The sequence below is a fragment of the Pseudomonas sp. B21-015 genome (assembly GCF_024749285.1).
Classification (GTDB): domain Bacteria; phylum Pseudomonadota; class Gammaproteobacteria; order Pseudomonadales; family Pseudomonadaceae; genus Aquipseudomonas.
Window position 1 is genome coordinate 5,626,892 of record NZ_CP087196.1, and the last position, 12,618, is coordinate 5,639,509.

The 12,618-nt window shown below is 57.9% G+C and carries 10 protein-coding genes, 1 other RNA gene and 3 pseudogenes; 9 read left to right on the forward strand and 5 right to left on the reverse strand.

The window, feature by feature from the left end; all coding sequences use genetic code 11:
• Positions 1–63 precede the first annotated feature (63 nt).
• From LOY38_RS25795 to LOY38_RS25835, 9 genes and pseudogenes are all read left to right on the forward strand, one after another.
• On the forward strand, positions 64–888 hold the full coding sequence (locus LOY38_RS25795; protein ID WP_018929467.1) for a (Fe-S)-binding protein: 825 nt from the start codon (positions 64–66) through the stop codon (positions 886–888).
• Positions 885–2,339 carry a LutB/LldF family L-lactate oxidation iron-sulfur protein gene (locus LOY38_RS25800; RefSeq protein WP_258697627.1) on the forward strand — a complete coding sequence of 485 codons (1,455 nt, stop codon included), beginning with the start codon at positions 885–887 and terminating at the stop codon, positions 2,337–2,339. The genes LOY38_RS25795 and LOY38_RS25800 overlap by 4 nt, the downstream gene beginning before the upstream one ends.
• On the forward strand, positions 2,339–3,010 hold the full coding sequence (locus LOY38_RS25805; RefSeq protein WP_258697628.1) for a lactate utilization protein C: 672 nt from the start codon (positions 2,339–2,341) through the stop codon (positions 3,008–3,010). The genes LOY38_RS25800 and LOY38_RS25805 overlap by 1 nt, the downstream gene beginning before the upstream one ends.
• Entirely contained in the window at positions 3,007–5,817 is a 2,811-nt protein-coding gene (locus LOY38_RS25810; protein WP_258697629.1) for an FAD-binding and (Fe-S)-binding domain-containing protein, read from the forward strand. Before LOY38_RS25805 ends, LOY38_RS25810 begins: the two co-directional genes overlap by 4 nt.
• Before the next feature lie 328 nt (positions 5,818–6,145).
• Positions 6,146–6,421, forward strand: coding sequence for a hypothetical protein (locus tag LOY38_RS25815; protein ID WP_258697630.1), 276 nt, complete (start codon positions 6,146–6,148; stop codon positions 6,419–6,421).
• A gap of 116 nt (positions 6,422–6,537) precedes the next feature.
• Positions 6,538–6,935: a transfer-messenger RNA gene (ssrA, locus tag LOY38_RS25820) on the forward strand.
• A 172-nt stretch (positions 6,936–7,107) separates the two neighbouring features.
• Positions 7,108–7,303 (forward strand): annotated as a pseudogene (locus LOY38_RS25825) (hypothetical protein); the annotation flags it as partial.
• Between the two features lie 109 nt (positions 7,304–7,412).
• Positions 7,413–7,718 (forward strand): annotated as a pseudogene (locus tag LOY38_RS25830) (transposase domain-containing protein); the annotation flags it as partial.
• Positions 7,719–7,751: 33 nt separating this feature from the next.
• Positions 7,752–8,408 carry a VOC family protein gene (locus tag LOY38_RS25835; RefSeq protein WP_258697631.1) on the forward strand — a complete coding sequence of 219 codons (657 nt, stop codon included), beginning with the start codon at positions 7,752–7,754 and terminating at the stop codon, positions 8,406–8,408.
• Positions 8,409–8,698: 290 nt separating this feature from the next.
• Here the strand turns inward: LOY38_RS25835 and LOY38_RS25840 are convergent.
• The 5 genes and pseudogenes from LOY38_RS25840 to LOY38_RS25860 all read right to left on the reverse strand — a co-directional run.
• A pseudogene (locus LOY38_RS25840) lies at positions 8,699–8,941 on the reverse strand (GNAT family N-acetyltransferase); the annotation flags it as partial.
• 78 nt (positions 8,942–9,019) lie between these two features.
• Complete coding sequence (locus LOY38_RS25845; RefSeq protein WP_258697632.1) at positions 9,020–9,376, reverse strand: hypothetical protein; 357 nt, start codon at positions 9,374–9,376, stop codon at positions 9,020–9,022.
• Entirely contained in the window at positions 9,346–9,489 is a 144-nt protein-coding gene (locus tag LOY38_RS25850) for a hypothetical protein (protein ID WP_258700831.1), read from the reverse strand. Before LOY38_RS25850 ends, LOY38_RS25845 begins: the two co-directional genes overlap by 31 nt.
• Before the next feature lie 205 nt (positions 9,490–9,694).
• Positions 9,695–11,035, reverse strand: a complete 1,341-nt coding sequence (locus LOY38_RS25855; protein ID WP_258697633.1) for an MFS transporter — start codon at positions 11,033–11,035, stop codon at positions 9,695–9,697.
• A gap of 41 nt (positions 11,036–11,076) precedes the next feature.
• Positions 11,077–12,618 carry a class I adenylate-forming enzyme family protein gene (locus LOY38_RS25860; RefSeq protein WP_258697634.1) on the reverse strand — a complete coding sequence of 514 codons (1,542 nt, stop codon included), beginning with the start codon at positions 12,616–12,618 and terminating at the stop codon, positions 11,077–11,079.

Consider the following 12,618-nt stretch of genomic DNA (forward strand, 5'->3'; position numbering starts at 1 on the left):
TTCCCTCTCTATATTCAGCAGCCTCAGCGGACGGATAACCGGGACCACCCGGAGACACACCTGATGAGCGAGCTTTTTTACAACGCCGTGCCGAACGCGACCCGCGTCGCCCCACCACTGCCCGAACCTCGGCAATACCCCAGCGAAAAACCGTCACGGGTTTACCTGTTCGGAACCTGCGTGGTGGATCTGTTCTACCCCGAAGCCGGGATGGACGCGATCCACCTGCTGGAACGCGAGGGCATTCGTGTCGAATACCCGCAAGGGCAGAGCTGCTGCGGGCAACCGGCCTACACCTCGGGTTACACCGAACAGGCCCGGACCGTGGCGCGCTCGCAACTGGCATTGTTTGCCGGGGATTATCCGGTGGTGGTGCCGTCGGGCTCTTGCGCGGGCATGTTGCGCGAACACTATGCCGACTTGTTCAAGGACGAGCCGCAAACGCTGAAACAGGTTCAGGCCCTCGCGGCACGAACTTACGAACTTGCCGAGTTCCTGCTGTTTGTCTGCAAGGTGCAACTCAAGGACAGCGGCGAACCGGTGAAAGTGGCGTTGCACACGTCGTGCTCGGCACGCCGTGAAATGAACACCCACCTGCATGGCCGTGAGTTGTTGGCGCAGCTGAGCAATGTGGAGCGAGTCGACCACAGCCACGAAAGTGAATGCTGTGGCTTTGGTGGGACTTTCAGCGTCCGTATGCCAGATATTTCCGGCGCGATGGTGGCTGACAAGACCCGCGCGTTGAAGGAATCCGGTGCGCACAAGGTACTCAGTGCCGATTGCGGTTGCCTGATGAACATCAACGGCTCGCTGGAGAAACAGCAGGAAGCGTTGCGCGGTCAGCATCTGGCCAGCTTCCTTTGGCAGCGAACCGGAGGTGCCCGATGAGCAGCTCCACGATTATTCCTACGGTCGCCGTAGAAGAAGATTTCCGCAGCCGGGCTCACAAGGCTTTGGCTGACACGCAATTGCGAAACAACTTTCGCACGGCGATGGACTCACTGATGAGCAAACGGGCAGCGTCTTTCAGCGATGCCCATGAAAGAGAACATTTGCGAGCGCTGGGCAATGCGGTCCGCGCCCGTGCATTATCCAAGTTACCCGACCTGCTCGAGCAGCTTGAACAGAGCCTGACCCGCAACGGTGTGACAGTGCACTGGGCGGAAACGGTGGACGAAGCCAATGGCATCGTCTTATCGATCATCCGCGCTCACGAGGGGCGGCAAGTGATCAAGGGCAAATCGATGGTCAGCGAAGAGATGGAGATGAACCATGTCCTCGAAGCTCAAGGCATTGAATGCCTGGAGTCGGACATGGGCGAATACATCGTCCAGCTCGACCACGAGAAGCCTTCACACATCATTATGCCGGCGATCCACAAGAATGCCGGTCAGGTCGCGTCCTTGTTCCACGACAAACTTGGCGTGGAGTACACCAAGGACGTTGACCAACTCATTCAGATCGGTCGCAAAGTCTTGCGGCAGAAATTCTTCGAAGCGGACATCGGCGTCTCCGGCGTCAACTTCGCCGTGGCCGAAACCGGCACCCTGCTGCTGGTGGAAAACGAAGGCAACGGGCGCATGACCACCACGGTACCGCCGGTGCACATCGCCGTCACCGGTATCGAAAAAGTCGTGGAAAACCTGCGCGACGTGGTGCCGCTCTTGTCGCTACTGACCCGCTCGGCCCTGGGCATCCCGATCACCACCTACGTCAACATGATCTCCGGCCCGCGCAAGGAACATGAGCTCGACGGCCCTCAGGAAGTGCACCTGGTACTGCTCGACAATGGTCGCAGCCAGGCGTTTGCCGACAGCGAATTGCGCCAGACCCTGAACTGCATCCGCTGCGGCGCCTGTATGAATCATTGCCCGGTCTACACCCGAATCGGCGGCCATGCCTACGGCGAGGTTTACCCTGGGCCTATCGGAAAAATCATCACCCCGCACATGGTGGGCCTGGCGAAAGTCCCCGACCACCCGAGTACGTCTTCGCTGTGCGGCGCTTGCGGTGAAGTCTGCCCGGTAAAAATTCCGATCCCCGCATTGCTGCGTCGCCTACGGGAAGAAAACGTCAAAGCCCCGGACAGCCCGCATCAAGTGATGCGCGGTCAGGGCAGCAAGTATTCGCGCAAAGAACGGTTTATCTGGAACGCCTGGGCGAAGCTCAACAGTTCGCCAACGCTTTATCGCCTGTTCGGTTTCTTCGCCACCCGCCTGCGAGCGATGACGCCGAGCAATGTCGGCCCGTGGACCCAAAACCACAGCGCACCGAAACCCGCGGCCCGCTCACTGCATGACATGGCCCGCGAGCATCTGGCCAAACAGGGAGACCGTTGATGAACGCCAAGCAAAACATCCTCGCCAAGTTGCGCAACAGTCTGACGGGCACCACGCCGGTGGCTGACAACTTCGATGTCGAACTGCTGACCGAGCCCTACACCTACACGCCAGAGCAACGCATCCCGCAACTGCGCAAACTGATGGAAGCGGTGCACACCGAAATCCATCTGACCTCCAAAGAAGGCTGGCCCGAATTACTGGCGCAACTGCTGCAGGATCGCCAGTTGCCGAGCCTGTTGATTGCGCCGACGACACCTCACGGTCAACGTGTCACTCAGCATTGGGCGAAAAATCCTGGCCTGCCAGCGCTCAAAGCCTACGACCGTCCGGTCGAGGAATGGAAAGCCGAGTTGTTCAATGACACACCGGCCAGCCTGACCACCACCCTCGGCGCGATCGCCGCGACCGGTAGCCTGATTCTCTGGCCGACGCGGGAAGAACCGCGTCTGATGAGCCTGGTGCCGCCGGTGCATTTCGCCCTGCTCAAGGCCAGTGAAATCCGCGACAACTTCTATCAGGTGCAGCAGGAATTCGAATGGGCCCAAGGCATGCCGACCAACGCCTTGCTGGTGTCCGGCCCGTCGAAGACCGCCGACATCGAGCAAGTGCTGGCTTACGGCGCCCACGGCCCGAAAGACCTGGTGGTTCTGATTCTGGAGGACCAATGAGTCTACCGGCGGCTTTCCTGCGCGATGCGCAGCAACTGATTCCTCAAACGCGACGTTTCGACGACCCGCTGTCGACCCTGGCCTTCGGCACCGACGCCAGTTTCTACCGGCTGATTCCGAAACTGGTGATTCGCGTCGAATCCGAAGATGAAGTGGTGGCGCTGCTCAAACTGGCGCAACGGGACCAGGTCCCGGTGACCTTCCGCGCCGCCGGTACCAGCCTGTCTGGCCAGGCCATCAGTGATTCGGTGCTGATCGTGTTGGGGGATAACTGGAACGGTCGCGAGATCCGTGGCCAGGGCACGCAAATACGTCTGCAACCGGGCGTGATCGGCGCCCAGGCCAACGCCTGGCTGGCACCGTTCGGACGCAAGATCGGTCCGGATCCTGCGTCGATCAACGCCTGCAAAATCGGCGGCATCGTCGCCAACAATGCCAGCGGCATGTGCTGCGGCACGGCGCAGAACACCTATCACACCCTGGCCGGGATTCGTCTGGTGCTGGCGGATGGCAGCCGTCTTGATACCGAAGACACCACAAGTGTTGCGGCATTCCGAGAGAGCCACGCCGAACTGCTGGAGCGTCTGGCGACGCTGAGCCGCGAGACCCGCGCCAATGTCGAACTGGCTGCGAGAATTCGCCACAAATACCGTCTGAAAAATACCACTGGCCTGTCACTCAATGCCCTGGTGGATTTCGACGAGCCTGTGGATATCTTGAGCCACTTGCTGGTGGGCTCCGAAGGCACCCTCGGGTTCATCAGTGCGGTGACCTACGACACAGTGATCGACCACCCGAACAAGGCGTCGGCGCTGATCGTGTTCCCGGATGTGGAAACCTGCTGCAACGCCGTCACCGTGCTGAAAAGCCAACCGGTGTCGGCCGTGGAGTTGCTGGACCGTCGCAGCCTGCGCTCAGTGCAGGACAAGCCCGGCATGCCGGCTTTCGTACAACAACTGTCGACCAATGCCTGCGCCCTGCTGATCGAATCCCGCGCCGCCTCTTCCACTTTGCTGCAGGAACAACTGACGCAAATCATGGCGTCACTGACGAGTTTCCCGGTAGAGAAACAAGTCGACTTCACCGAAGACCCTGTGGAAAACGCCCGCCTCTGGGCGATCCGCAAGGACACCTTCCCTGCCGTCGGCGCGGTGCGCAAAACCGGCACCACGGTGATCATCGAAGACGTGACCTTCCCGGTCGAACAACTGGCCAGCGGCGTCAACCGCTTGATTGAGCTGTTCGACAAACATCACTACGACGAAGCGATCCTTTTCGGACACGCCCTGGAAGGCAATCTGCACTTCGTCTTCACCCAAGGCTTCAACAGCGCGGAAGAAGTCGCACGCTACCAGGCGTTCATGGACGACGTGGCGCAGTTGGTGGCCGTTGAATTCGGTGGCTCGCTGAAGGCCGAACACGGCACCGGTCGTAACATGGCGCCCTTTGTCGAACTGGAATGGGGCCGCGACGCCTACCAGTTGATGTGGCAGCTCAAACGCCTGCTCGACCCCAACGGCATTCTCAACCCGGACGTGGTGCTCAGCGACGATCCGCAGATCCACCTCAAACACCTGAAACCGCTGCCCGCCGCCGATGAGATTGTGGATAAGTGCATTGAGTGTGGCTTTTGCGAACCGGTGTGCCCGTCCAAAGGCCTAACCTTGAGCCCACGCCAGCGCATCGTGATCTGGCGCGACATCCAGGCGAAGCAACGCGCCGGCATAGACACCGCCGAACTGGAACAGGCCTACGAATATCAGGGCATCGATACCTGCGCCGCCACAGGCCTGTGTGCACAACGTTGCCCTGTAGGCATCAACACCGGCGAGCTGGTGAAAAAGCTCCGTGGCCGTAAGGCAACCCATACGAAAACTGCCAACTGGATTGAAGGCAATTTCGCCACTGCGTTGCAAGGCGCGCGGTTCACCCTGCATGTGGCCAACGGTGCGCGGATGCTGTTGGGGGCGCCACGTTTGGCAAAGCTGTCGGCAACATTGACGCGCTTATCCAAAGGCCAGGTCCCGCAATGGACCAACGCCATGCCACAGCCGGAAAGGGCCATTCGCTTCAGCCCGACGGTATCGGATGAGCGACCTCGGGTGGTGTACCTGGCGGCTTGCGTGTCGCGGGTCATGGGCCCGGCGGCGGGTGATAAAGAGCAAATGTCGCTGTACGACAAAACCCGTGGCCTGCTGGAAAAGGCCGGTTACCAGGTCGTCTTTCCAGACAATCAGGACAACCTCTGCTGCGGTCAGCCATTCGCCTCCAAAGGCTACGCCGAACAGGCCGAACACAAACGCCAGGAACTGATCGGCGCGCTACTGCACGCCAGCCGCGGCGGGCTCGACCCGATCTATTGCGATACCAGCCCCTGTACCTTGCGGCTGGTTCAAGACCTGGGCGATGTTCGACTGGACCTGTACGACCCGGTGCGGTTCATCCGTACTCACTTGATGGATCGTCTCGATTTCACACCCCAGGAAGCGCCGATCGCGGTGCATGTCACCTGCAGCACTCAACATCTTGGCGAGAGCCAGGCGTTGATCGATCTTGCGCGCAAGTGCAGTAACAACGTGGTCATTCCGGAAGGCATTCACTGTTGCGGATTTGCCGGCGACAAGGGCTTTACCACGCCGGAATTGAACGCCCATTCGTTACGCACACTGAAAGACGCGGTACAGCAATGCAGCGAAGGGATTTCCACCAGCCGCACCTGTGAGATTGGTCTGACGCAACACGGTGGGATCGACTACCACGGGCTGGTCTACCTCGTGGACCGGGTCACCCAGGCCAGAGCGGTCTGACACCGAGGCACCAAAAGAAGCGCGTTTTGGCTAATGCCAGTCAGAAAGGGCACCGCAGTCCCTGTGGGAGCGAGCCTGCTCGCGATAGCGGCGGGTCAGGCAACATAGATGCTGAATGTACCGCCGTCATCGCGAGCAGGCTCGCTCCCACAAGTTGCGCGTCTTAACTGACTGGCACCAGTCATTTTTGCCTCTTTTTCGCATCCACCTCCCGGAAAAATCTTTCACTCCGTCGCAAGCGAAAATAGAACCCTTGCACGCCGTCACAGTCCATTTGTTAAGCCCCAATCAGCGTGGCCCAATCCCACCCCCGTTCCAGGAGATACCCATGAAGCGTTCCGCCCTGGCTGGACTGCTCATCGCTGCAACAATGCTGGCCTCCTCCGCATACGCATCAAACGACAGCGACCAATGCGTAATGAAGCTCCAGGAGGTCAATAGCAAACTGTCCAGCGCCACCACGCTGGACGCCGCCACCAAAGGTGTCGTCATCACCAAAGCCGAACAAGCCAAGGCCGCCCACGCCTCCAACAACGACAGAGAGTGTGTTTCCCTGACGCAGCAAGCGCTTCAGGACATTCAAAGCCACATGAATAGCCATTAGGGCCGGGCCAGAGCCAATCCGGCGTCGGCCCTGACGTTCAGGTAAGGACAGAAGGTCGACTCGCCGCGCGCATTGGCGTACACTGCGCTTACCTGCTGGTTACACACAGCAGGTTCGGGGCCGTTTAGGATTCGACGCCGGTTGCGAAACTTTAGGTGCATGCCGAGTTGGTAACAGAACTCGTAAATCCACTGTTGCAACTACTTATAGTTGCCAATGACGAAACCTACGGCCAGGAATTCTCTCTCGCTGCGTAAGCAGCCTTAGATCCTGAGCTTCTGGTACCTTCGGGTCCAGCAATCACCAGGGGATGTCTGTAAACCCAAAGTGATTGTCATATAGAACAGAATCGCCGTGCAGTACGTTGTGGACGAAGCGGCTAAAACTTACACAACTCGCCCAAAGCACCCTGCCCGTCGGGTCGCTGAGGGTTAACTTAATAGACACGGCTACGCATGTAGTACCGACAGCGGAGTACTGGCGGACGGGGGTTCAAATCCCCCCGGCTCCACCAATCCGAAAACGACAAGGCCCGCCAAGTGCGGGCTTTGTTGCATCTGGGGTTTGGCAATCGATGGCTCCCCCCCCTGTGGGAGCGGGCTTACCCGCGAAGAGGCCAACCAGACCAGCACAAATCCCCCGCGGCCAAAAATGCAACCGCCGCCGCGACCGCCCTCGGAAATGCCCTGCGCCAAGCCCTTCTGATCATCGACATGCAACCCAGCTTCGCCCCTTCCCAATGGCTCATCGACGGTATCCAGGCACTCATCGGAACCCTGCCCGGAGACCTGCTGCCTGGCGGCTGGGCTTGCGCTGTTTGAAGAGAGGTTACAGACGACGCTGATTACCGATTTGACGGTGGGTTCGTCACTGGATCGGGCGACGTGGTGAGTGAGGTGCGATGGGAGCTGCCGTAGAGTGTTCAGGAGCAGGACACGATTGGATGATCATGCCGGTACTGAATTAATCGTGGTCTGGCCCCGTTTTTTTGGCCATCGCCAAGGCCTTGGATTACAGCCTCAAACGCTGGATAGCGCTGACGCGCTATCTCTATGACGGCGCTGTACCCATCGATAATAGCTGGTGCGAGAATAAAATTCGGCCGTAGGCTCTTGGGCGTTCGAACTGGCTGTTTGCGGGCTTATTACGCAGTGGTAAACGTGCGGCTGCGATCATGAGTTTGATCCAGTCGGCACGGCTCAATGGCCATGATCCGTATGCTTACCTGAAAGACGTTCTCACGCGCCTGCCGACGCAGCAGGCGAGTGAAGTTGCTGACCTGTTACCGAATAATTAGGCAATCAAATCACAGGATTAAAGGGAATTAACGATGGAAATAGATCACATTTTTATCTGTGTGAATGATGACGGTCGAGGCGCTGACGCACTGAAAGCTCTCGGGCTTGCTGAAGGGACACCAAACGTACACCCAGGCCAAGGCACTGCCAATAGAAGGTTTTTCTTCCGAAATTCTTTCATTGAGCTTTTACATCTCACCGATGAGTTAGAAGCTCAAAGTCCATTAACAGCGCCAACCCAACTCTTTGACCGCCTCAAGTGCGCAGATGGAGTCGCCGCGCCCTTTGGAATTTGCTTCAGACCATCCACCGTAGGCGAGAAGCCAATGTTTCCGGTTTGGGAATATCGACCTGTTTACTTACCAGCTACCCTGAAAGTCGACGTGGGACATGCGCCTATATCCGAACCGATGTGGTTTTTTCTTTCGTTTGCCAAGAGACCAGATGAGGCTCCGATTGAACGAGCGCAGCCGTTTGAACATCCCAACGGCTTTCGCGACATTACATCTGTGCAAGTTACCACCCCCAACAGCCAAGCTTTTTCTACCCCTGCCAACTGCGCAAACCAGCTGAAAGGATTTGAAATTGTTCATGGTGATGAGCATCTGGTCGTATTGGAAATCGATCATGGCGTAAGCGGCCAGACACACGATTTCCGTCCAGGATTGCCGATGATTATGAACTGGTGATGCATTGACCTAACCACTCAGCCAACATCTCGTTCTGATCCCAACGCTGGGGGCACTACTGTGTGCTTCACTGAGGTTTGGACTCAGGAGGGTGTGTTGGCCCGGCGCTTACGAACTCATCGGCACCCTGCCCTATCAAAACAGCTCGCCCATTAGGAATCATCGTGACGATGGTCATATGCAAATTCAGCGATCAGCGCACACTGGAACTGATCGGAGTGTGAACTCAGAATTTAGTTGTGTTGCATCGACCAGTTGAATCCACATCCTATAGCGGACATCCCTCAGGACTACCCTTCAGGTATCACGATATTCGATTCGATTTTTTTCCCCATGCTGATGCGTGGCTCGGTCGAGTAGCCCAGAGATTCGTAGAAGGTTTTGACGCCTTCATTTGCGCTGACAATTTGCAGGTTGATTTTCATGCACCCTCGCGCCGTCAAGGCGCCCTCTGCATGACGGACCAGTTTTACCCCGATGCTTTTTCTGCGATGTGATGGATGCACCGCAACCGAATACAACCATCCACGATGGCCGTCGTATCCCGCGAGGACGGTGCCTTTTTTTCTTCAAGCTTAAAATCGAAGAAATCTAAAACCCTCACTGCAAGCTCACAGCCTGCTGGCGATTTCCTTCCAGATGTAGGCGTAGTTGTATTTCAGCCAGCGAACCAGCACTTTATCGAACTGCCGGCGAAACCAATTACATTCTCTTGCCGCCAGCCTTTCCTCTATCGATTCTCTAAGTATGTCGGGATCGAAGCCCGTCCATACTGGGGGCACCGCGGCCACCAGATTGGTGAAACACACCGGTGCGACTTCTGAATAGAGGATTTCGTACAGTATGTCAGGATCAACGCCTCTGACCTCATTCGCTACATAGTCATATTCGACTGGGAAATCGTTGAATGGCTCGGAGAGTGCGGCTCGGACCTTTGTCAGTTGCGGTTCAGTAAGAAGATGTCCCAATGTGTAAATTCCTCCAGCTCTTCATCCAGTGAGCTCGCCACCGCTTCGCCTGCGACACCACCGACGATGATGCCTTGGCGCGCAGCTTCTTTGGGTTTGTTTTCAGCATTCAATATTTGATAGGTCGCCAGAACGGCGGTTCAAACGAACACGGCACCACTTCAACATCTAAAGACGTCCACGGACGTCTTTTTTGTGCCTGAAATCCATCAATGAAATCTGGTTCGCCCCTCTTGTGCGAGCCTATCCTCAAGCATTAACAAAGCCCGTCTTGCACGGGCTTTGTTGCATCTGGGATTTTGTCTATTGCGTGCATGCTCAAGGCGCGGGGGCCAACGCCATATCAGCTCGCCCAACGCCCGGCACCTCAACGGGACTGGCACAGGCGACAAAATCCTCCTTGCGCAACAGCACCAACGCAATCAACGACACCACCCCCGTACCTATGTAAAAGTACCAGGGCGACGTAATGTCTCCGGTCAGCTTGATCAGCCAGGTAGAAATCAGCGGCGCGCTACCACCGAATACCGCCACCGGAATGTTGTACGCCACCGCGATACCGGTGGAGCGGATTCGAGTGGGCAACAACTCGCTCATTAATGCGTAAGTCGACGAGGCATACAGGCCGAACAGGATGGCCACCGCCATCAACGGGTAGATAAACGAAGCAGGCGTCGCCGTGGGGGCCGATTTGAAGAGCCAGTACATCGCCAAGGTGGCCAGGGTGCCGACCACCAACAGAAACGGCTTACGCCCGTTTCTATCCGTGAACGCACCGCCGAATGGCATGACGACTGCGGCCGATAAGCTGGCAACGAAGACGTAGAGCAAGGTCGTGCCGCTGTCGAACTTGAGAATGCTCGACATGTAGGTCGAGACAAAGGTCAGCACCAGATAGAAGATCGAGCTGTGCAGGGTAATGATGAAGAACACCAGGGCAATCGCCCGTTTCCACTGCCAGACTTCTCGCAGAGGCGCCTTGGAGGTTTCCCCCGCGCGCTGCAATGCCAGGAACTCGGGACTGTCTTCAAGCTTCAGACGAATGTACATCGAGATCAGGCCCAGAGGCGCCGCAATCAGAAATGGAATGCGCCAACCCCAGGCTTGCATCAGGTCGGCGCCCATGACCCAAGTCATGCCGTTGGCCACGGCACCGCCCAGTAACAGTCCGAGCACCGCCGTTACCATCAACCAGCATGTGGCGAAGCCGCGTCGCCCAGGCCCGGCGTACTCGGAGATGAAACTGGTGATGGTGCCGATCTCGCCACCGGCCGAGAAGCCCTGTACACAGCGGATCAACACCAGAATGATCGGCGCTGCAATCCCTATCGAGGCATAGGTCGGCAGCACCCCCAGCAAGAAGGTCGAACCGGCCATCAGCACCAGCACGGTGATCAGGGTTTTGCGCCGACCGATCTTGTCCGCCAGCGGACCGAAAAACAGCCCTCCCAGAGGCCGGATGAAAAAGCTCAAGGCAAAAGCCGCAAAACTGGCGAGCAGGCTGGTGGTCGGGTCATCAGAGACGAAGAACGCCTTGCCGATATAGACGGCGAGAAAACCATAGACGCCGTAGTCGTACCACTCGATCAGGTGGCCGGACGTTGCACCGATAAACGCCCGACGCCGTTGCCGGGCCGGTTTTTTCTGTTGAATGCCCACGTGAGGGACTCCTGTCTGATTTTATCCATGGGAAACACAACTCAGGGAACTGCAGTGCCGTTCGCGACCTCCTTCAACCAGAGGCGCAGCTCGCTCTTGAGGATCTTGCCGTAACTGTTCTTGGGCAGCTCCGTGCAAAATACGTACTTCTTCGGTTTTTTGAATGACCCCATGCGCTCGACGAACCATGCGTTGAGCAAAGATTCATCGAGCGATCCTGCTGCACGGGGAACGACGAACGCTACCACCATTTCCCCCCACTGCACATCCGGCTCGCCAACCACACAGACCTCAAATACTTCCGGGTGCTGCGCCAACACTTCTTCTACTTCCCGAGGGTACACGTTGCAGCCGCCGGAAATGATCACATCCTTGGAGCGATCGGTCAGCGTCAGATAACCCGCGTGATCAAGAAAGCCGATGTCGCCGGTTAACAGCCAGCCATCCACCAAGGTCTGGCGAGTCGCCTCGTCGTTGCGCCAGTAGCCTTGCATGACGGTAGGACCACGCACGGCGATTTCCCCTGACTGGCCGGGAGGCAACGGCCGGTGCTCAGGATCCAGAATCCTGATCTCCATGCACGAATGTGCCCGCCCGACGGAAGCTGCCAGAGACGCCCAGTCGGGACGGTTTCGATCCGCAATCAACTCACGCGACAAAGCGCTGATCGTCATCGGGCTCTCCCCCTGACCATAGATCTGCACCAGCCGCGCGCCAAAGGTCTCGACCGCTTCTTGCAGATCCCTCAGGTACATCGGCGCGCCACCGTAGACAATTGTTTTGATCCCGTCGCCGCCGTAGCCTTGGCGCCGCGCCTGTTCAACCATGCGCTTGACCATGGTTGGCGCGGCGAACAACATGAGATCGCGCAGCCCGCTCGCCAGCTCGAACAGCTCGTCGGCCTTGAAACCACGGGATTCGGGGACCACATGGCGAGCCCCGCAACGCACATGGATAAAGTTGTAGAGGCCGGCGCCATGGGACATCGGGGCCGCGTACACCACCGCATCATCCGGACTGACCGGATTAACGTCGAGCGGATAACACAGCGACATGGCCATCAGGTTGCCGTGGGACAGCATCACCCCCTTGGATCGCCCGGTGGTGCCGGAGGTGTAGAACAGCCAGGCAAGGTCATCGGCATCACGAGAGCAAGGATCTTCCAACGTCGTCGCATCGAACGAAGCACACACCACACTGTCCGCTTCATTCAGTTCACGACAGCCCTGCGGCAACATCTCGGGCGAGAACACCTTGCCGCACTCGGTGAAGATCAGACGGGCTTGCGCATCGTCGGCGATCCAGCCAGCTTCAACAGGGTGCAGCTTGCAGTTGATCGGCACCGCGACCGCGCCAATCCACCAGACGCAATAGAGTAATTCGAGATATTCGCAACTGTTCTTCATGAACAGCGCCACACGGTCGCCGGGCGCAATGCCGTGCTCGCCTATGAGCTGCGCGGCACGACTACGGACATGAGCGACAAACGTGGCGTAATCGGCGACTTGCCGCTGCCCCTCAAATAACGCTGGGCGTTCTGGCCAGCGTCGACCGGCGTCGTTCAACCAGTTGGCAATGTTCAT

Excerpts from the sequence above, each read along its gene's own strand:
- LOY38_RS25800 (WP_258697627.1), top strand. The coding sequence starts at position 885 with ATGAGCAGCTCCACGATTATTCCTACGGTCGCCGTAGAAGAAGATTTC.
- LOY38_RS25815 (WP_258697630.1), top strand. The coding sequence starts at position 6,146 with ATGAAGCGTTCCGCCCTGGCTGGACTGCTCATCGCTGCAACAATGCTG.
- LOY38_RS25860 (WP_258697634.1), bottom strand. The coding sequence starts at position 12,618 with ATGAACATTGCCAACTGGTTGAACGACGCCGGTCGACGCTGGCCAGAA.
- LOY38_RS25835 (WP_258697631.1), top strand. The coding sequence starts at position 7,752 with ATGGAAATAGATCACATTTTTATCTGTGTGAATGATGACGGTCGAGGC.
- LOY38_RS25810 (WP_258697629.1), top strand. The coding sequence starts at position 3,007 with ATGAGTCTACCGGCGGCTTTCCTGCGCGATGCGCAGCAACTGATTCCT.
- LOY38_RS25795 (WP_018929467.1), top strand. The coding sequence starts at position 64 with ATGAGCGAGCTTTTTTACAACGCCGTGCCGAACGCGACCCGCGTCGCC.
- LOY38_RS25805 (WP_258697628.1), top strand. The coding sequence starts at position 2,339 with ATGAACGCCAAGCAAAACATCCTCGCCAAGTTGCGCAACAGTCTGACG.